At 67.8% G+C, this 18,690-nt stretch carries 15 protein-coding genes; 2 read left to right on the forward strand and 13 right to left on the reverse strand.

Annotated elements, in window-relative coordinates:
• Positions 1 to 15 precede the first annotated feature (15 nt).
• The 8 genes from pstA to KF941_RS28380 form a co-directional block, all read right to left on the reverse strand.
• Positions 16 to 1,359 carry a phosphate ABC transporter permease PstA gene (pstA, locus tag KF941_RS16765; RefSeq protein ID WP_036756844.1) on the reverse strand — a complete coding sequence of 448 codons (1,344 nt, stop codon included), beginning with the start codon at positions 1,357 to 1,359 and terminating at the stop codon, positions 16 to 18.
• Positions 1,356 to 2,546 carry a phosphate ABC transporter permease subunit PstC gene (gene pstC / locus KF941_RS16770; RefSeq protein WP_214273979.1) on the reverse strand — a complete coding sequence of 397 codons (1,191 nt, stop codon included), beginning with the start codon at positions 2,544 to 2,546 and terminating at the stop codon, positions 1,356 to 1,358. Before pstC ends, pstA begins: the two co-directional genes overlap by 4 nt.
• A gap of 62 nt (positions 2,547 to 2,608) precedes the next feature.
• Positions 2,609 to 3,637 (reverse strand): substrate-binding domain-containing protein, encoded by a 1,029-nt coding sequence (locus tag KF941_RS16775; RefSeq protein ID WP_036756839.1) that lies wholly within the window; start codon positions 3,635 to 3,637, stop codon positions 2,609 to 2,611.
• Positions 3,638 to 3,890: 253 nt separating this feature from the next.
• On the reverse strand, positions 3,891 to 4,991 hold the full coding sequence (gene aroC, locus KF941_RS16780; protein ID WP_072460827.1) for a chorismate synthase: 1,101 nt from the start codon (positions 4,989 to 4,991) through the stop codon (positions 3,891 to 3,893).
• Between the two features lie 208 nt (positions 4,992 to 5,199).
• On the reverse strand, positions 5,200 to 6,531 hold the full coding sequence (locus KF941_RS16785) for an HlyD family type I secretion periplasmic adaptor subunit (RefSeq protein ID WP_214273980.1): 1,332 nt from the start codon (positions 6,529 to 6,531) through the stop codon (positions 5,200 to 5,202).
• Positions 6,528 to 8,573: a type I secretion system permease/ATPase gene (locus KF941_RS16790; RefSeq protein WP_214273981.1), complete on the reverse strand. Its 2,046-nt coding sequence runs from the start codon at positions 8,571 to 8,573 to the stop codon at positions 6,528 to 6,530. Before KF941_RS16790 ends, KF941_RS16785 begins: the two co-directional genes overlap by 4 nt.
• Positions 8,570 to 10,594: a hypothetical protein gene (locus KF941_RS16795; protein ID WP_214273982.1), complete on the reverse strand. Its 2,025-nt coding sequence runs from the start codon at positions 10,592 to 10,594 to the stop codon at positions 8,570 to 8,572. Before KF941_RS16795 ends, KF941_RS16790 begins: the two co-directional genes overlap by 4 nt.
• A gap of 106 nt (positions 10,595 to 10,700) precedes the next feature.
• Positions 10,701 to 12,530 carry a hypothetical protein gene (locus KF941_RS28380; RefSeq protein WP_072460831.1) on the reverse strand — a complete coding sequence of 610 codons (1,830 nt, stop codon included), beginning with the start codon at positions 12,528 to 12,530 and terminating at the stop codon, positions 10,701 to 10,703.
• A 741-nt stretch (positions 12,531 to 13,271) separates the two neighbouring features.
• On the opposite strand from KF941_RS28380, the gene KF941_RS28555 reads away from it, so the two are divergent.
• Both KF941_RS28555 and KF941_RS16810 read left to right on the forward strand, forming a co-directional pair.
• Complete coding sequence (locus KF941_RS28555) at positions 13,272 to 13,847, forward strand: response regulator transcription factor (RefSeq protein WP_052095986.1); 576 nt, start codon at positions 13,272 to 13,274, stop codon at positions 13,845 to 13,847.
• Positions 13,844 to 14,365 (forward strand): hypothetical protein, encoded by a 522-nt coding sequence (locus KF941_RS16810; RefSeq protein ID WP_052095984.1) that lies wholly within the window; start codon positions 13,844 to 13,846, stop codon positions 14,363 to 14,365. The genes KF941_RS28555 and KF941_RS16810 overlap by 4 nt, the downstream gene beginning before the upstream one ends.
• Before the next feature lie 35 nt (positions 14,366 to 14,400).
• On the opposite strand, the gene cysA is transcribed toward KF941_RS16810, so the two are convergent.
• From cysA to KF941_RS16835, 5 genes are all read right to left on the reverse strand, one after another.
• A complete protein-coding gene (gene cysA, locus KF941_RS16815) occupies positions 14,401 to 15,120 on the reverse strand; it encodes a sulfate ABC transporter ATP-binding protein (protein ID WP_036756950.1) in 720 nt (239 codons plus the stop codon).
• 8 nt (positions 15,121 to 15,128) lie between these two features.
• Complete coding sequence (gene cysW, locus KF941_RS16820) at positions 15,129 to 16,016, reverse strand: sulfate ABC transporter permease subunit CysW (RefSeq protein WP_181180931.1); 888 nt, start codon at positions 16,014 to 16,016, stop codon at positions 15,129 to 15,131.
• A complete protein-coding gene (cysT, locus tag KF941_RS16825) occupies positions 16,009 to 16,848 on the reverse strand; it encodes a sulfate ABC transporter permease subunit CysT (protein ID WP_214273983.1) in 840 nt (279 codons plus the stop codon). Before cysT ends, cysW begins: the two co-directional genes overlap by 8 nt.
• 3 nt (positions 16,849 to 16,851) lie before the next feature.
• Positions 16,852 to 17,838 (reverse strand): sulfate ABC transporter substrate-binding protein, encoded by a 987-nt coding sequence (locus KF941_RS16830; RefSeq protein WP_083538955.1) that lies wholly within the window; start codon positions 17,836 to 17,838, stop codon positions 16,852 to 16,854.
• A 354-nt stretch (positions 17,839 to 18,192) separates the two neighbouring features.
• Positions 18,193 to 18,483, reverse strand: a complete 291-nt coding sequence (locus KF941_RS16835; RefSeq protein ID WP_036756813.1) for a hypothetical protein — start codon at positions 18,481 to 18,483, stop codon at positions 18,193 to 18,195.
• Positions 18,484 to 18,690: the final 207 nt, after the last annotated feature.

Here is an 18,690-nt window from a genome sequence, read left to right on the forward strand (position 1 = left end):
GTCTCCTTCCCGAGATTACCACCGGCGCTCGAACTTGCGGCGCAGGAGAATGGCAAGCAGGTTCATGCAGAGCAGGAACACCAGCAGCACGATGATCGCCCCCGAGGCGCGCTCGATGAAGGCGGGGTCGGCGCGCTGGGTCCAGTTGTAGACCTGGACCGGCAGGGCCGAGGCGGGTTCGAACAGCCCGTCCGGCGGGGCCGAGGGGAAGTTCTTGACGAAGGCCACCATGCCGATCAGCAAGAGCGGCGCGGTCTCACCCAGGGCCTGGGCCAGGCCGATGATGGTGCCGGTCAGGATGCCCGGCATGGCCAGCGGCAGGACGTGGTGGAACACCGACTGCATCTTGGACGCCCCCACCCCCAGCGCCGCGTCGCGGATCGAGGGCGGCACCGCCTTCAGCGCCGCGCGGGTGGCGATGATGATGGTGGGCAGCGTCATCAGGGTCAGCACCAGGCCGCCAACGATGGGCGCCGATTGCGGCAGCCCGGCAAAGTTGATGAAGGCGGCAAGGCCCAGGATGCCGAAGACGATCGAGGGCACCGCGGCCAGGTTCGAGATATTCACCTCGATGATGTCGGTCCAGCGGTTCTTGGGCGCGAACTCTTCCAGGTAGATCGAGGCGGCGACGCCGATCGGCACCGACAGCACCAGCACCACCAGCATCATGTAGAGCGAGCCGAGGATGGCGATGCCGACGCCGGCGGCCTCGGGGCGCTGGTCCGAGGCGTCGGGGCTGGTCAGGAAGGACCAGTTCCACTGGGTCGCCAGCATGCCCTGCGCCTTCAGCGCATCGGCCAGTTGCAGCTGCGCCGGCGAGGTATTGGCGTCGCGCGCCGCGCTTTCCATGCTGACGCGGCCCTTGTAATAGCCGTCGACCCGGCCGTTCACCAGCACGCGGGCCTCGACGGTCTGGCCGATCAGCTCGGGGTCCGCCAGCACGCGGTTGCGCAGCTGCGCCGAGGCCTCTTTCGAGATCAGGCCCGAGACGTCCTTGTCGGACAGCTCGGCGATGGCGATGCCCTTGTCGGCGATGGACTGTTCCAGCGATTGCTGCAGGATCTTGCCATAGGTCAGGGTCAGGACCTTGCGCAGGTCGGCGGGGTCGCGGTTGCCGTTCTTGTCCAGCTGCGCCGCGTCCAGCGCGACCGGGATTTCCAGGTAGGTCTGGCGAAAGGCGCCGATGCCGCCGGTCAGGATGGTGAAGAGCAGGATCACCAGCATCACCATGGAGACCAGGATGGCGCCCAGCCCATAGGCGCGGAACCGCGCCTCGGCGGCGTTGCGCTTGCGGGTGCGCGGGTCGGCGGCCAGCAGCGACGGGCGGGGCTGCGCGCCTTGCAGGGTTGCGTCGCTCATTCGTATTGCTCCCGGTATTTGCGCACGACGTAGAGGGCGACGATGTTCAGCCCCAGCGTGATGACGAAAAGGGTCAGCCCCAGCGCAAAGGCGACCAGCGTCTCGGGCGCGGCGAAATCGTTGTCGCCGGTCAGCTGGCTGACGATCTTGACGGTGATCGTGGTCATGGCCTCGAACGGGTTCAGGTCCATGCGGGCGGCGGCCCCCGCGCCCAGCACGACGATCATCGTCTCGCCGATGGCGCGGGACGCGGCCAGCAGGACGGCGCCGACGATGCCCGGCAGCGCGGCGGGCAGCACCACCTTGCGCACGGTTTCCGATTGCGTCGAGCCCAGGCCCAGCGCGCCGTCGCGCAAGGATTGCGGCACGGCGTTGATGATGTCGTCCGACAGCGAGCTGACGAAGGGGATCAGCATGATGCCCATGACCAGCCCCGCCGTCATCACCGACGAGCCGGAATTGCCCAGGCCCAACGGCTGGGCGAAATAGTCGCGCAGCATGGGGCCCACGGTGATCAGCGCGAAAAGGCCGTAGACGATGGTCGGGATGCCGGCCAGCACCTCGATCATGGGCTTGGCCACGCCGCGCAGCCTGGCCGAGGCGTATTCGGACATGTAGATCGCCGCGAACAGCCCGATCGGCACCGAGACCGCCAACGCGATCAGCGAGATGTAGATCGTGCCCCACAGCAGCGGCAGGATGCCCAGCTGCGAGCCGCCGCCGAAACGCGGCGACCAGGTGGTGCCAAAGAAGAACTCGTGCCAGGAATATTTCTGGAAGAAATGCCCGGTTTCGAACAGCATCGAAAAGACGATCCCGGCGGTGGTCAGGATGGCGATGCTGGAACACAGGATCAGCAGGCCCTTGACCATGGCTTCGACCGCGTTGCGGGCGCGAAAGCCCGGCGCGGCGCGGAAAAGCGCAAGGCCCAGCCCGGCCGCGGCCAGCACCAGCGCCAGGATGGCGACGGGCGTCGGGTTCGCGGCCGGCTGCACGAAGCGCCAGATCGCGATCAGGAACAGCGCCGGCAGCGCCGTCAGCAGGGCGGCGTTCCAGCCGTGATAGCTGGGCCGCGAATGCAGCCGCCGCACATCGCCCCCGGCCATCGCGACGACGCGCGCGCGGGCGACAAGATAGCCCGCGCCGGCAAGGGCAAGGACGACGAGCAAGGTCCATGAGACAGGCATGTGAGCCCTCGAGCCAGGGAAACGGAACGGGCGCGGGGGGCGGCCCCCCCGCGCCCGGCAGGTCATTCGGAAAGGATCGCCTCGTCGGCAACGGCGGCCTGGGTCGCGGCCAGCTCCGGGTCGGCCACCAGCCCATAGGCGGCCAGCGGCCCTTCCGGCCCGGCCAGCTCGTCCGAGACGAAGAATTCCGCGAATTCCTTCAGCCCCGGCACGGTGCCGATATGCTGCTTCTTGACATAGAAGAACAGCGGGCGCGAAACCGGGTATTCGCCCGAGGCGATGGTCTCGGTCGAGGGGTTGACCCCGGCCATGGTCGCGACCTTCAGCTTGTCGGTGTTGTTCTCATAGAAGGACAGGCCGAAGACGCCGATGCCGTTCTTGGCCGACTGGATGCGGGCCAGGGTCTCGGTATAGTCGCCGTCGATGTCGATGGACTTGCCGTCGGTGCGCAGCGCCATGCAGGCCGATGCGCCCTCGTCCTCGCCCTTCTCGGCCTTCAGCACCTCGGCGGCGCCCGATTCCTCGCAGCCCGCGGCGATCACCTTTTCCTCGAAGACCTCGCGAGTGCCGTGCTTGGTGCCGGGCACGAAGGCCAGGATCTCCTGGTCGGGCAGCTCGGCGCGGATGTCGCTCCACTTGGCATGGGGGTTCGCAACGACCTTGCCGTCGACCACGACTTCGGCCGCCAGCGCGTTGAACCAGTCGGCCGGGGTGAAGGCAAAGTCGTTGCCTTCGATGTCGCTGGCAAAGACGATGCCGTCATAGCCGATGCGGACTTCCATGATCTCGGTCACGCCGGCGGCCTTGCAGGCCTCGATCTCGCTGGCCTTGATCGGACGGCTGGCGTTGGCGATGTCGATGGTGTTCTCGCCCACGCCCTCGCAGAATTTCTTCAGCCCGGCCGAGGAGCCGCCCGATTCCACCACCGGGGTCGGGAAATCGGTATTCTCGCCAAAGGCCTCGGCGACGATGGTCGAATAGGGCAGCACCGTGGACGAGCCCGAGACCTGGATCTGGTCGCGGGCGGCGGCAGCCGTGGCCGAAGCGGCGATCACGGCCAGCGCCGACACGGTGAATTTCGCGGATTTCATAGGATCACTCCTGACATTTCCATGGGGCCGGACTCGGCCTGTGCGTTCTCTAGAACGCCGATGCGACGGTTATGCGAAAGCAATGTAACAGTTCCGCAACAATGCAGGGGTATCTGCAAAACGGTGAACGGCTGAAACCCGCCGCGCCAGGGCCTTCTCCGTTTTCCAAATACCCCATGGGGTGAATTGGCCCGGAACGGGCCAAGAGGGGAACGGCGTTCCCCTCCCCTTCCCCGCCCGTCGCGCGCCTTGCCTAGCCGATCCGGCCGCGCTGCCCGCCGGTCTGCGCCCGGTCGAGCAGCAGGTGGTCCAGGATCACGCAGGCCGCCATGGCCTCGGCGATGGGCACGGCGCGGATGCCGACGCAGGGATCGTGGCGGCCCTTGGTGATCAGCTCGATCTCCTCGCCCCGCCGGTCGATGGTGCGGCGCGGGGTCAGGATAGAGCTGGTCGGCTTGACGGCGAATCGCACCAGGATGTCCTGCCCGGTCGAGATGCCGCCCAGGATGCCGCCGGCATGGTTCGAAAGGAAACGCGGGCCTTCGTTGCCCATGCGGATCTCGTCGGCATTCGCGGTCCCGGTCAGGGCGGCGGCGGCCATGCCCTCGCCGATCTCGACGCCCTTGACCGCGTTGATCGACATCATCGCGGCGGCCAGGTCGGTGTCCAGCTTGGCATAGACCGGCGCGCCCAGCCCCGGCGGGCAGCCCTGGACCAGCACCTCGACGGCGGCGCCGACGCTGTCCTGCGCCTTGCGGATGGCGTTGAGGTAATCCTCCCAGGCCGGCACGGCCGAGGCGTCGGGCAGAAAGAACGGGTTGTTGCCGATCTCGGCCGCGTCGAAATTCGCCCGGTCCAGGTGCAATTCGCCCATCTGCACCATGTAGCCGGTGATCTTCAGCCCCGGTGCCAGCTCGCGCAGCACCGCCTGGGCGACGCCGCCCGCCGCGACCCGCGCCGCCGTCTCGCGCGCGCTGGAACGGCCGCCGCCGCGATAGTCGCGGATGCCGTATTTCAGATGATAGGCGATGTCGGCATGGCCAGGGCGGAAGGCCTGGGCGATCTCGCCGTAATCCTTGCTGCGCTGGTCGGTGTTCTCGATCATCAGCTGGATCGGCGTGCCGGTGGTTTTCCCCTCGAAGACGCCCGAGAGGATGCGCACCCGGTCCGGCTCCTGCCGCTGCGTGGTGAATTTCGAACTGCCGGGGCGGCGGCGGTCCAGGAATTGCTGGATCCAGCCCTCGTCCAGCGCCACGCCCGGCGGGCAGCCGTCCACCGTGGCGCCCAGCGCCGGGCCGTGGCTTTCGCCCCAGGTGGTGAAGGTGAAGACGCGACCGAAGGTGTTGAAGCTCATGATTGCCGGACCCCTTTTTGCCTGCGATAGCCGCAGGCCGGGCAAGGGGCAATCCCCAGCCCGGCCCGTCGCCGGGCCGGCCCGTAGGGATGCCGCGGAAAAACCGGCCGCTGCGCGGGAAATTATCCTTTTCCTTCAACGCCAAGGCCGGTTCCGCGCCGAAAGCCACGCCAACCGGCACTGCCGGGCCGGCCCGCCGCCGCCCAGCCTAATTCTCGCGGAAGGCCCGCGACAGGCTGTCCTCGATCGGCTTGACCAGGTATTGCGCGAAGGTCCGGGCCGAGGTCTCGATCATGACCTCCGCCGGCATCCCCGGCGTCGGCCGGAAGCCATGCACCCGCCCAAGCTCCGAGGGCGGCAGGTCGATGCGCACCACATAGACCTCGCGCTGGATGCCGTCGGTCTGCGTGGCCAGCGCATCGGCCGAGACATAGACCAGGTGGCCCTGAAGCACCGGGGTGGTGCGCTGGTTCAGCGAGGTCAGCCGCACCGCCGCCTTCTGCCCGACCTCGATCTCGTCGATGTCGGTGCGCGCGACATGGGTCTCGATGATCAGCGGCGCATCCTGCGGCAGGATCTCGAGGATCGGCTTGCCCGCCTCGATCACCCCGCCGGGCGTGTGGTAATGCATGCGCACGATGGTCCCCGACACGGGCGAGGTGATATAGGCCCTCTCCAGCACGTCCTGCGCCTTCAGCGATTGCTCGCGGACGCTGTCCAGCTCGGCCTCGATGCCCTGGCTTTCGTTCAGCGCGGCCTGCTTGTGCTGGGTCAGCGCCTGCTCGATCTCGCTTTCGGCCTTGCGCACGGCCTCTTCCGTCTCGGCGATCAGCGCCCTGATGCGGCCCGCCTCGCCCACGGCATCGGCGATGGCCCGCGCCAGGACGTTGACGTCGCTGCGCCGCACCAGCCCGCGCTGCAGCAGCGTGTCGCGGGCGCCGTGATCCTCGCGCAGCAGGGCAAGCTGGGTCTCGATGGCGGCCAACTGGCCCTGGTAGCCCTCGATGCGCGACCGGCTGGCGGCGATATTGCTTTGCAGCAGGATGACCTCGCCATCCAGCCGGGCGCGGGCGGCGCGAAAGGCCGCCTGCTGTTCGGCCATGATGGCGGCAAAGCTCGGCTCGTCCTCATATTCCTGCAGGAAGCCGTCGAAGACCAGCGTCTCGGCGCCGGCATATTCCGCCCGCAGCCGGGCGCTGATCGCCTCGAGCCGGGCGCGGCGCAATTCCAGCTCGCGCCGGTTGGCGATGGCGGCGGTGCGGTCCAGCTGGATCAGCACCTGGCCTTCCGTCACTTCCTCGCCCTCGTCGACCAGGATCTCGCGGATGATGCCGCCTTCCAGGTGCTGGACGATCTTGTTGCGGCCGGTGGCGACGAAGCTGCCCGGCGCCATCACCGCCGCGGCAAGCGGCGCCCGGAAGGCCCAGGTGCCGAACCCGCCCAGGGACAGCACCAGCAGGGCGATGCCAAAGACCAGGTGCCGCGTCACCGAGCGCGGAACCCGGTCATAGAGGCCGTCGGGGTCGGATCTGCTGGTCATCGGCCTGCCTCCGGTGCGGGGGGTGTCGCGGGCTGCCGGCCCGGCCCGGCCTGGGGCGGGGCGGCTTGCGGCTGCTGGGCCTGGGGCTGAACATGAGCCTGCGGGGCCTGGGCCTGCGGGGCTTGCGGCGGGCGGGCCATGGCGGAGGGCTGGTTGCCCGGCGGCGGCTTGCGGCTCGCCAGCCGCTCCAGCATCTGGTCGCGCGCGCCGAAGGCGGCGATCTGCCCGTCGGCCAGCAGCATGATGTTGTCCACGTCCTGGAGCAGCTGGTATTTCTGCGTCACGACGATCATGGTGATGCCGTCCTTCTTGGCCAGCGCCATCGCCCTGGACAGCGCGCGGTCCCCCGCCGTGTCGAGGTTCGAGTTCGGCTCGTCCAGCACCACCAGGCGGGGGCCGCCGAAAAAGGCCCGCGCCAGGCCGATGCGCTGCTTCTGCCCGCCCGACAGCGGCGATCCGTCGGCGGCCACGATGGTCTCGTAGCCTTCGGGCAGCTTGGCGATCATGTCGTGGACATCGGCCAGCACCGCGGCCTGGTAGATCTCTTCGTCGCGGGCGTCGGGCCGCATCCGGGCGATGTTGTCCTTGATGGTGCCGGGGAACAGCTGCACGTCCTGCGGCAGATAGCCGATGCACTGGCCCAGCTGGCGCTGGTCCCAGTTGCGCAGGTCCATCAGGTCCAGCCGCACGCTGCCCGAGGTGGGCAGGATCGAGCCGACCAGCATCTTGCCCAGCGTCGTCTTGCCGGCGCCGGAATTGCCGACGATGGCCAGCGATGCGCCGGGGTTCAGCGAGAATGTGATCGCGTTCAGCACCACCCGCTTGGTCCCGTTCGGGACGTAGAGCAGCCGCTCGACATCCAGCCGCCCCTCGGGATGGGGCAGCTTCAGCCGCTGCTGGTTCAGCGGCGAGGATTTCAGCAGCGCCGAGATGCGGCCATAGGCGGCGCGCGACAAGAGCACGTGGTTCCAGCCCTCGATGGCGCCCTCGATGGGGGCCAGCGCGCGGCCGGCGATGATCGAGGCGGCGATGACCATGCCGCCGGTGATCTCGCCGTGCAGCGCCAGGTAGGCGCCCCAGCCCAGCAGCCCCACCTGCGTCAGCAGCCGCACCGCGCGCGAGGCGCCGGCAAAGGCGATGTTGCGGTCCTGGGCGCGCACCTGCGCCGTCATCGAGCTGGCGGCGTCGCGGCCCCAGATGGTCACGGCCTCGGGGATCATCGCCAGCGCGTTGATGATCTGCGAATTGCGCATCATCGAATCCAGGTGCAGGTTGGCGCGGCTGAGGTGCCGGTTCGCCTCGGCAAAGGATTTCGCGGTGGCGCGCTGGTTCATCATCGCGATGGCCATCAGCAGGACCGCCGTGGTCAGCACCATCAGGCCCAGGTGCGGATGGACCAGGAAGATCGCCAGGATGAACAGCGGCGCAAAGGGCAGGTCCAGCAGCGACAGCAGCGTGCCCGAGACCAGGAAGCTGCGCACCTGCTGCAGATCGCCCAGCGTCTGGTATTCCTGGCCGGCGCTTTGCAGCGAGGCGCGCGCCGCCGCCGACAGGATGGGCGCGCCCAGCCGGGCCGAGATGTCGACCGAGCTGCGCAGCAGCATGCCGCGCCGGATGGCGTCGAACACCACCTGCAGCAGCACGGCGCCGACGATCACCACCGTCAGCATGACCAGCGTGTCGATCGAGCGGCTGGTCAGCACCCGGTCCGAGATCTGGAACAGGTAGATCGGGATCGCCAGCACCAGCATGTTCGAGACGCCGCTGAACAGCAGAACCCCCAGGATATTGGCCCAGATCCGGCGGATCGTCGCGCCCAGCGCCCCGGCGATGTCGGGCTCGGACACCCGCTTGTGGAAGGCGGCGCCGTCCTTTGCCTGCACCGTGGCGGGCGCCGGGGGAATGCGCCCGGCCTGCCGCTCGATGGTAGGGCCGGTGCCCATGGGCTTCGAGGCCGGCGGGCGGGGTTTCTCGCCCTGCCAATCGACGCACATCTCGGGTTCGAGCACCAGCCGCTCGCTGGTCTTGTCGGATCGGGTCATGCCAGCACCGTTTGCATGATGTCGGCGGGCACATCGGCATTCGTGCCGATCGGCACGAAATCGCCGTCGCCGGCATCGTCGCCGAGCATCCCCTCGGCCAGGAAAAGCACCGCCTCGCTGGCCAGGCCGGGCGGCGGGGTGGGCATCAGCGGATCGTGGGTCATGACCAGTTCGGCCTGGTGCAGCAGCGCGTCGGAATAGACCTCGCCACCGGCATAGATCGTCGCATCGACGCCGAACTCGGCGATCACCGCCGCGTTCACCAGCAGGTTCGAGCCGGTGACGACGTTGATCTCGCCCCCCGCCTGCAGAAGGTCGTCGCGATAGACCTCGATCTGGTCGGCATCGCCCAGCACGTTCGTCTGCCGCACCAGGTTGACCGAAACCATGTCGCCCTTGATATGCAGCACCCGCACCAGGTCCAGGCCCTGGAAGGCGGGATCGTTCAGCACCGATTGCGGCAGGCTGACATCGCCCGCCGCCGCCCCCGCCAGCATCGCCGCATGGTCCGCGCCGGTCGCGACCACGCCGGACAGGCCGACCTGATGGATGGTCGCATCGTTGATCAGCAGGTTGTCGCCCGAACTGATCCTGCCGCCATGGCCGTCGCTGACCATGATGCGGTCGTCGTCCAGCAGCACGTTGGTTTGCAGGATCGCGTTCAGGTTGATGACCTGGCCATCGACGATGATGAGATCGTAGCTCATCCCCAGCTCCAGCAGCGAGACGTGGTTCAGCGCGCCGTTCTCGCCCATCAGCAGCAGGGTCTGGTTGGCCTGAAGCGTGATCGAGGCGATGTCGTTGTCGGACATCAGGTTGAACTGTTCGATCCAGTTCATGCTGATGAGACTGCCCTCCAGCGTCGCCGTCACCCAGTATTGCGGCGCATCGTCATCGCCCTGCGGCACCGGCATCGGGTTCGAGAAGCTGGTGTAGCTGGCGAAGTTCAGCCCCTGCGTCGGGCTGGCCTGGCCCTGCGCGGCGGCGGCAAGGCCGCCCAGCGCATCCGTATCGCTCCAGACATTGGTCTGGCTGATGATGTTGTAGCTGTAGACGCCCCCCGCCACGGCGACGACCGGCGCCGTCACCGCGGCGGAATGGATCGTGACCTGGTTGATCAGCGTATTGTTGCCCAGGATCAGGTCATGGCCCTGCCCGATCTCGCCGGGGCCGGCAACGCTGGTGGGACCGGCCGAGGTCGGGCCGTCGCGGCTGGTGACCGGGGCGCCCTCCTGCGCCTCGCGCGCCTGCTCGGCGGCCACCTCCTGGCGGTATGCGGGCATGAGCGCGTCGATGTCGGGACGGGCATCGACCTTGAGGCCGTTCTGGTACAGGCCCTCGGCATCGGCGCCCTGGCGCGCATGGACCTCGGCGCCGGGGGCTTCGGTCTCGGGCAGGTCGGTCTGGCGGAAGGTCTCGGCGATCAGGCGAAAGGCGGGCTCGTCCGCCGGCATCGCCACCGGCAGGGCGATGCCCAGCTGCTCGGCCTGCGCGGCCAGCGATTCCAGCCGGTCCGTCAACAGCTGCAGATCGACCACCCCCTCGCGCATGGCGTCGGCATTCACCTGGTCGTCATCGGCCAGCCGGGTCTTTTGGACCACGATGACGGCGACCGAGCCCGGCACCGGCAGAACCCATTCCGGCACCGGCGTCACCACGCCGCCCGGCGGCTTGGCGGACCAGGGCACGCCGGCATTGGGCATGCTGGCGGACATCACCTCGGGCGAAACCGAGGCGCGCGGGAAATGGTGGTCCAGCACCAGCACGGGCGGGGCCGGATCGGCCGAAAGCCCCTCGCCGGGGCGATAGGGCGGTGCGTAGCGGATCTCGGGCTGGTAATCGAGCGGCTGATAGGAATGGTCGGCCGCCTGGTGGGTCGGTTCGACCGGGCCCAGGTCGGGGCCGGCCTTCCGGGCGGTCAGGCGATCGTATTCGATCCGCATCCGCCCATGTTCTTCCGCAAGGTGGAAAATTCCGATGAAGTGCCAGATCGCTTCTTCTGTCGCGTCGATCACCAGCATGTCTGCCACCTTCCTCGATAAAACAATTCCGGCAAGGCCGAGGGAAATCAATTAAACGGAAACCTGCGCAGGAAGACCCTGCGCAGGACGTTCGCGTGGGGGCCTGTCAGCCCAGATCGTCCTGGCCGATCACCGACGAGCTGAGATCGCCGCCGACCACGGTCATGTCGACGGTGTTGCCCAGCACGTTCGCACCCATCACGATGCTCTGGTTGAACGCCGAGGTATCCAGGATCGAGTCGGCCGAGGCGGTCGAATAACCGTTGACATAGCCATCATCGCCATTGTTCGACCCCCAGGTGCCGGCATGAGCATAGCCACCGTCGCCCGACATCACCTGGCCGCCGTCGCCGCCATTGCCGCTGCTGGTGTTCATGCCGCTACCGCCCAGGGCATAGCCGCCGGTCGAGCTGGCCGCGCCGCCGGCGCCGCCGGTGGTGCCATTGGCCGCACCGCCCAGGCCGTTGCCGCCCACGGCATCGCCGTAGCCTTCGCCGGTGCCGTCCGCACGGCCGCCGTTGCCGGCCGCCGACAGGGCAGCGCCGAAGCCCGCGCCGCCGGCATCGCCCGAGGTCGCATCGCCCGCCATGGCCGCCGCGGCGGAAAGCGCCGCGCCGATCCCGGCACCGATGCCGCCGGCGCCGCCCGCGTCACCCGCGCCGCCGTCGCCGCCGTCGCCGGAGGTGCCGCCATTGCCGCTGTCGCTGTTGACGCCCACGCCGACCAGGCCCAGGCCAAGCGCACCGGTCGGACCGGCATCGGCCGAGCCGGTGCCGCCGCCCGAGCCACCGGCCCCGCCAGCCCCACCCGGACCACCGGCCCCGGCGCCAAGCGCGCCTGCCAGGCTGCCGGCCCCGGCGTCGCCGCCGCTTGCGTCACCGCTCAGCCCGGCACCGATGCCGGCGCCAAGGCCCGCCGCATCGCCGCCATCGGCCGAGCCGCCCTGGCCGGCGCCCAGGCCAAGCCCAAGGGCCCCGCCGCCGTCGCCGTCGCCGCCCCAGGCCGCGGCGTCGCCGCCGTTGCCGCCATCGGAATGGCTGCCCGAGGCCAGTGCCTTGCCGCCATCGGCATCCGCATCGCCCGAGCCGCCGTCGGCGCTGCCGCCGCTGCCGCCCCGGCCGCCTTCGCTGCCGGCATCGATGCCGCGCTCGGCCGTGGCCGTGCCGCCGTTGACGCTGCCGTTCTGGTTGAAGTCGGCATTGTTCGAGACATGGGCGTCGCTCAGGTCGTCCTGGTCGTTCATCGTCCCGGATTGCGGGATGATGATGCCCACGTCGGCGCCGCCGCCGTTCAGGGCATTGTTCAGCACGTTCTCGATATTGATGTCGTCGGTGCCGATGCTGATGTTGCCGTCGCGGTTGACCAGGAAATCGCCCATGCTGCCATGCGCGTTGTTCAGGTCGATGTCGGCATAGTCATTGTCGGTCGGCTGCCATCCCTCCAGATCGAGGCCCACGCTGACATTGGTCGAGACGTTGGTCTCGACGTCGGTGTTGTTATAGGCCGTGTTCACCGCCTTGTTGTAGGCGTCGTTCGTCGCATCGTTGCGCGCGTCGTTGTTGGCGTCGTTATGCGCATCGTTGCTGGCGTCGTTGTCGGCCTTGTTCTTGGCCGCATTGCCGGCAAGGTTGCCCGCCACGTTGCCCGCAGCGTTATAGGCAAGCGTCTCGGAAGCGCTGCTGTTCGCATTGGCATTGGAGTTCGCGTTGTCGTTCGCGTTGCTCTGGGTCTGGGATTGGCCCTGGTCCTGGCCCTGGCCCTGATCCTGGCCTTGACCCTGGTCCTGGTCCTGATCCTGGCCCTGCTTGTTCAGCTGGCCCTGTCCCTGGCCCTGACCTTGACCCTGGCCCTGATCCTGGTCTTGATCCTGGTCCTGATCCTGGTTCTGGTTGTTGATCGGCCAGGCGAAGAGATTCATGTTGCGGCTGCCAACCATCGTCATTTCCTCCTCTAGAGGCGGGGGAGATGCGGCCAGATCCTTCACAAGCACGCCTGCCCGCCCGGTTTCGGTGGATGAAGGCAAGCCGGTTGCGGTCGCCGGGCAAATGCCCACCGTCACGACGGCACGACCGTCCCCGTCCTGCTGCTGATAAGGGGGATCCGCATACCACCCTGCGCGGCCCCCTGCGGCCGGCCCGGAGGAAACCCGGTTCGCCGACCTGAAGGAAGGCTACGCCCCGCCCACCGATTCGGCCTAGCTGCTCGAAAAGGCTAGAGGGGGACTGCCCGAATACCCGAAGAACCCCTATTGGACCTATAGCCGACCGGCCCCGGACATCCCCCGCATCGCCCGAAAGGATTAATCCCTTTCGCCAGGGCACCGGGCCCGGCCCCGGCCGACCTCGCCAAAAGGACAAGCGCCGAAGCGGGGCCTCTACCTTGGAGGGAGTGGCCCGGTCATATTACAACTAAGTTGTGGTGATTCTTGAACTTATCTTTCGCTCTTTCCTTTAAGGCCGGGCGAAAACTTGCTAGGCTGAACCGTCCGGTCGGCTTGGGAGGGCCGACCGGGACGGGGGAGTAAAACCATACGCAAGAAGGTAGGAATGACATGAACATGGCATCTTGCGATGGCGTATCCAGTGAAATTCGTACGCTGTCTGGCCGGCCTGCGCGTGGAACGGCAGAGGTTCTCTTTGTCGGAACGCAATGCAACTTTTCCCACAGCCTGATTTCAGTGACCAGTCAGGAGCTGGGACATATCACCGTGGCGGCCGCGCTGTCCTTCGACGACTTCCGCAGCCTGTCCGAACTGACCGGCGAAAGGCCGACGCTGCTGGTTCTGGACGAACCGACCATGCGCGGATTGACCGAGGAGGATCGCACCTATCTGCTGGCCTTGAACGACGTGGCGCTGGCCATCGCCTTTTGCACCGGCGCCTTCGGCCGGGCCTGCTACGAGGATGCCGAGCTGCGGCGGCGCGCTGCCAGCATCCTGCCGCTGAACATCCGGCTCGATGTCTGGCTTTCCGTCATCAAGCTGGTGGCGCATGGCGGCAACTACATCTTTCCCGAGATCATGTCCTCGGCCGGCGTCGCGATGCCGGCCGCGGTCCCGGACGAGCTTGGCCTGACCCAGCGCCAGCAGGACGTGCTGCGCCTGGTCGCCGACGGCCAGTCCAACAAGCGCATCGCGCTGAGCCTGGGCCTGTCGGTCCATACGGTCAAGCTGCACCTGCGCAATGCCAGCCTGCGCCTGGGCGCCCACAACCGCACCGAGGCCGCCATGCGCTATCGCGCATTACGATCGTGACGGCGCCGCCGCCGACAGCCGGGGCCAGCGCGGTCGAACCCGACCTGGATGCCGTGTTGCTGCGGGTCGGGCGGCTGAACTATGCCTGGAGCAATACCGAAAGCCTGCTCATCCACATGCTCGCCGGGCTGACCGGGATGGACAAGAGCGCCGCGGTGGTGGTCTTTCTGTCGGTCACGTCGACGCGCGGCCGCATCGAGATGGTCGAGCGTCTTGCGAAGCTGCGCCTGCCCGCCGGGCAGGAGCAGCAGGAACTGCTGGAGCTGACGGCGCGCTTCGCCCGGCTGTCCGCCGTCCGCCACCGCTACAACCACAGCATCTGGTCCTTCCAGGAGGACGGCTCGGTCTCGACCATCCTGATGCGGATCGCCGACCGGCGCGACCGCATCCACATGGGCCGCAAGCAGACCCTGGGCAGCGACGAGATGCTGCGGCTGGACCAGGACCTGGAGATGCTGTCCCAGCTGAACCGCAACATCTGGCGCTTCCTGCGCCAATACGACTATCCGATCGACTGAGGGCGCGCGCGGGATGCGCGCCCGCCGCCGCCGCGTCAGGCGTCGATGAACTCGCGCACGAAGGGCGTCGCCGGGCGGGCGCGGATGTCCTGCGGGCGGCCGACCTGCTCGATCCGGCCCATGGACATCACCACCACCAGGTCGGCCAGTTCCATCGCCTCGTCCTGGTCATGGGTGACGAAGACCGTGGTCAGGCCGGTGCTGTCGTGGATCTCGCGCAGGCCCTGGCGCAATTCCTTGCGCACGCGGGCATCCAGCGCGCCGAAGGGCTCGTCCAGCAGCAGCATGCGCGGCTCGATCGCCAGCGCGCGGGCCAGGGCGACGCGCTGGCGCTGGCCGCCCGACAGCTGGCTGGGAAAGCGCCCGCCGATCTGCGGCAGCTGGATCAGGTCCAGAAGCCGGGTCACGCGGCGCCCGATCTCGGCCCGGTTGGGGCGCGAGCGGCGCGGACGGGCGCGCAACCCATAGGCGATGTTCTCGAACACGGTCATGTGCCGAAACAGCGCATAGCTTTGGAAGACGAAGCCGGCGCGGCGCTCTTGCACCGTCAGCCCCGTCGCGTCCTGCCCGTCGAAAAGCACCCGGCCGGACGTCGGGAACTCCAGCCCGCCCAGGATGCGCAGAAGCGTGGTCTTGCCCGAGCCGGAAGGCCCCAGCAGCGCCACCAGCGCCCCCGAGGGGATGGCCAGGCTGACCGGGTGCAGCGCGGTGGTGGAACCGAAACTCTTGGCGATTTCGTCGATCTCGATATGCATGGGACACCTCAATGGCGGCGCGTTGCGGCAAGCTGGTCGGCGTGGCGCCATTCCAGCACGGTCTTGAGCGCCAGCGTCAGCAGGCCCAGTGCCGCCAGCACCGCGGCCAGGCTGAAGGCGGCGACCGAAAGATATTCGTTGTAGAGCATCTCGATGGTGATCGGCATGGTCGCGGTCTGGCCGCGGATCTTGCCCGAGACCACCGCGACGGCGCCGAACTCGCCCATGGCGCGGGCATTGCACAGCAGCACGCCGTAAAGCAGCGCCCATTTGATGTTGGGCAGGGTCACGGTCAGGAAGGTGCGCCAGCCCGAGGCGCCCAGCGTCAGCGCCGCCTCTTCCTCGGCCCGGCCCTGCTCGATCATCACCGGGATCAGTTCGCGCGCGACGAAGGGGAAAGTGACGAAGATCGAGGCCAGCACGATCCCCGGCAGGGCGAAGATGATCGGGAAGCCGCTGGCGACCAGCCAGCCGCCGATCAGGCTGTTGGTGCCGAACAAGAGCACCAGCGCCAGCCCCGCCACCACCGGCGAGATGGAAAACGGCAGGTCGATCAGCGTGATCAGGAAGGCCTTGCCGCGAAAGTCGAACTTGGTGATCGTCCAGGCGGCGGCGATGCCGAAGACCGCGTTCACCGGCACCGAGATCGCCGCGACGATCAGCGTCAGCCGGATGGCCGAGGTCGCCTCGGGCCGGGTGAGCGAGGCAAGCGCCTGGCCCGCGCCGCGTGCAAGGGCCTCGGCAAAGACCACGGCCAGCGGCGCCACCACCAGGACGGCCAGCCCGCCCAGCGCCAGGGCGATCAGCAGGACGCGGACCGGCCGGCTTTCCTCGGCCACCGGACGCCATTTCGCGGGTTTTTCGCTGGCGGCAGCGTGCAGCGTGCTGTCAAACATGGCCGATCCTCCGCCGGCTCCAGATCTGGATCAGGTTGATCGCCAGCAGCATGGCGAACGAGATCAGCAGCATGGCGATGCCGATAGCCGCCGCGCCGTCATAGTCGAACTCCTCGAGCTTGATGACGATCAAGAGCGGCGCGATCTCGGTCTTCATGGGCAGGTTGCCGGCGATGAAGATGACCGAGCCGTATTCGCCGACCGCGCGCGCCAGCGACAGCGCAAAGCCGGTCAGCGCCGCGGGCAGCAGCATGGGCAGGATCACCCGGCGCAGGGTATGGAACCGCCCCGCCCCCAGCGTGGCCGAGGCTTCCTCGACCTCCTGCTCGATCTCGGCGATCACCGGCTGCACGGTGCGGGTGACGAATGGCAGGCCGACGAAGATCAGCGCGATCAGGATGCCCCATTGCGTATAGGCGATCTTGCCGCCCAGATCCCGGACGATGCTGCCGAAGACGCCGTTCGGCGCGTAAAGCGCGGTCAGCGCGATGCCCGCCACCGCCGTCGGCAGGGCAAAGGGCAGGTCGACCAGCGCGTCGACCAGCCGCCGGCCCGGAAAGTCATAGCGCGCCAGCACCCAGGCCAGCAGCGTGCCGAAGACCAGGTTGACCAGCGCGGCCAGAAAGGCCAGGCGGAAGGACAGGTAAAGCGCCGCCCAGACCCGCGGCGTGTTGATCGTGGCCCAGACCGCCTCGGGGCCATAGCTGATGCCGCGTGCCAGCAGCGCGCCGACCGGCAGGATGACGATCAGCGACAGCATGGCCAGGGTGATGCCCATGCCGAGGCCAAAGCCCGGCATGGGGGATTTCTGCAAGCGGAACGCCAGCGCCATCGGTCATTGCCCCGAATAGATCTGGTCGAAGGTGCCGCCGTCGCCGAAATGCTCGGGCTGGGCCTGTTTCCAGCCGCCGAAATCGGCGATGCTCACCAGATCGAGCTGCGGGAACCGCGCCACGTCCTCGGGATCGGCGGCGCTGTCGTCCCAGGCGCGATAGTAGTGCTTGTAGGCCAGCGCCTGCCCCTCGGGCGAATAGAGGAAGGCCAGATAGGCATCGGCCAACGCCTTCTGCTCGTCATCGGCGATGTTCTTGTCCACGATGGCGACCGGCGGCTCGGCCAGGATCGAGACCGAGGGCACGACGATGTCGAACCTGTCCTCGCCCAGCTCGTTCAGCGCCAGGTAGGCCTCGTTCTCCCAGGCCAGCAGCACATCGCCGATCTCGCGCTGGGTGAAGGTGGTGGTCGAGCCGCGCGCGCCGCTGTCAAGCACCGGGACATGCTTGAACAGCTCGGTCACGAAGCCCTTGGGGTCCTGGCCGTTCTTCTGCGCCCAGGCCCAGGCGGCAAGATAGTTCCAGCGCGCCCCGCCGCTGGTCTTGGGGTTCGGGGTGATGACCTCGACGCCTTCCTTGACTAGGTCGCCCCAGTCCTGGATGCCCTTGGGATTGCCCTCGCGCACCAGGAAGACGATGGTCGAGGTATAGGGCGCGCTGTTGTGCGGCAGGCGCGACTGCCAGTCCTCGGGCAAGAGGCCCCGCGTCGCGATCTGGTCGATGTCCGAGGCCAGCGCCAGCGTCACCACCTGCGCCTTGAGCCCGTCGATCACCGAGCGCGCCTGCGCGCCCGAGCCGCCATGCGAGGTCTCGATGGTCGGCGCCGCATGCCCTTCGGCCTGCCATTTCGCGGCGAAGGCGGCGTTCACCTCGCGGTAAAGCTCGCGCGTGGGGTCGTAGCTGACGTTCAGCAGGCTGTTGTCGGCATGGACCGGGCCGGCCAATCCCAGCCCGACCACGCTGGCCACGATCGCCGCGATGCGCCGCAATCCCGGTGCCGCCGGACCGGCACCCCTGCACCTAGACTCCTCCGCGCCGCGAGAGCGAATCGACCGGCCATCGGCCGTCGGATTATCGGTTGCGGGAACGATGCGGGTCATGATGCTTGTCCTCCTTGCTCTGCTTACGGGAGCTTCATGACCATAATTACGACAGAGTTTATCGTTTATTGCAAGATAAAGACGCGTTCCCCCATCGTTTTTATTATAATTAAATATCAATTCCTTACATTGTGTATGGGAAATTTTCCGCAATCGCCGTTCATGCGGCAGGGGCGCTGACGGGACAAGGCCGGCCCGTTCGGGGCCGGCCTTGCTAGCGGATCGGGCGAGTTCGCCCCCTTCTCAATCGTCGTCGTCATCGTCGTCGTCGCGATCCCGCCTCCGCCGCCGCCTCGGGCGATCATCGTCGTCGTCATCACCCCATCCGCGATGGCGGAAGGCGCGGCGGTCGTCGTCGCCCTGCCACCAGCCGCGATAGGCCCAGCCGTCCGGGACGCGCAGCAACAGCCGCTCGACCCCATCCCGGTGGAAACGGCGGGGAAAGTCGTCGTCATCCGCCAGGGCCGCTGCCGGAAGGGTCGCCGCGAATGCGGCCGCCGTCAGAATCATGCGAAAATGTGCCATGCGCTTCATCCTTTGATCCGAAGGTTGCAGGGGGATTACGCGGCACGGCGCGATCCATTCCCGGCGGATGGCGATTTTTTCAGGCAAGGCGGCGCGGGAACCATCGCCCTCGGGTCGCGTTCCGCTTTCGACCAGCAAGGGAGAGAATAATGAAAGGCATCATCGCCTGGCTTCTGGGCGTTCCGATCTTCGTCATCATCCTGCTTTACCTGACCG

It is taken from the genome of Paracoccus sp. pheM1, from assembly GCF_018499825.1.
In the GTDB taxonomy this organism is placed as follows: Bacteria; Pseudomonadota; Alphaproteobacteria; order Rhodobacterales; family Rhodobacteraceae; genus Paracoccus; species Paracoccus versutus.

Coding starts and splice junctions, on each gene's coding strand:
- pstA (WP_036756844.1), bottom strand. CDS start 1,359: ATGAGCGACGCAACCCTGCAAGGCGCGCAGCCCCGCCCGTCGCTGCTG.
- pstC (WP_214273979.1), bottom strand. CDS start 2,546: ATGCCTGTCTCATGGACCTTGCTCGTCGTCCTTGCCCTTGCCGGCGCG.
- KF941_RS16775 (WP_036756839.1), bottom strand. CDS start 3,637: ATGAAATCCGCGAAATTCACCGTGTCGGCGCTGGCCGTGATCGCCGCT.
- aroC (WP_072460827.1), bottom strand. CDS start 4,991: ATGAGCTTCAACACCTTCGGTCGCGTCTTCACCTTCACCACCTGGGGC.
- KF941_RS16785 (WP_214273980.1), bottom strand. CDS start 6,531: ATGACCAGCAGATCCGACCCCGACGGCCTCTATGACCGGGTTCCGCGC.
- KF941_RS16790 (WP_214273981.1), bottom strand. CDS start 8,573: ATGACCCGATCCGACAAGACCAGCGAGCGGCTGGTGCTCGAACCCGAG.
- KF941_RS16795 (WP_214273982.1), bottom strand. CDS start 10,594: ATGCTGGTGATCGACGCGACAGAAGAAGCGATCTGGCACTTCATCGGA.
- KF941_RS28380 (WP_072460831.1), bottom strand. CDS start 12,530: ATGGTTGGCAGCCGCAACATGAATCTCTTCGCCTGGCCGATCAACAAC.
- cysA (WP_036756950.1), bottom strand. CDS start 15,120: ATGCATATCGAGATCGACGAAATCGCCAAGAGTTTCGGTTCCACCACC.
- cysW (WP_181180931.1), bottom strand. CDS start 16,016: ATGTTTGACAGCACGCTGCACGCTGCCGCCAGCGAAAAACCCGCGAAA.
- cysT (WP_214273983.1), bottom strand. CDS start 16,848: ATGGCGCTGGCGTTCCGCTTGCAGAAATCCCCCATGCCGGGCTTTGGC.
- KF941_RS16835 (WP_036756813.1), bottom strand. CDS start 18,483: ATGAAGCGCATGGCACATTTTCGCATGATTCTGACGGCGGCCGCATTC.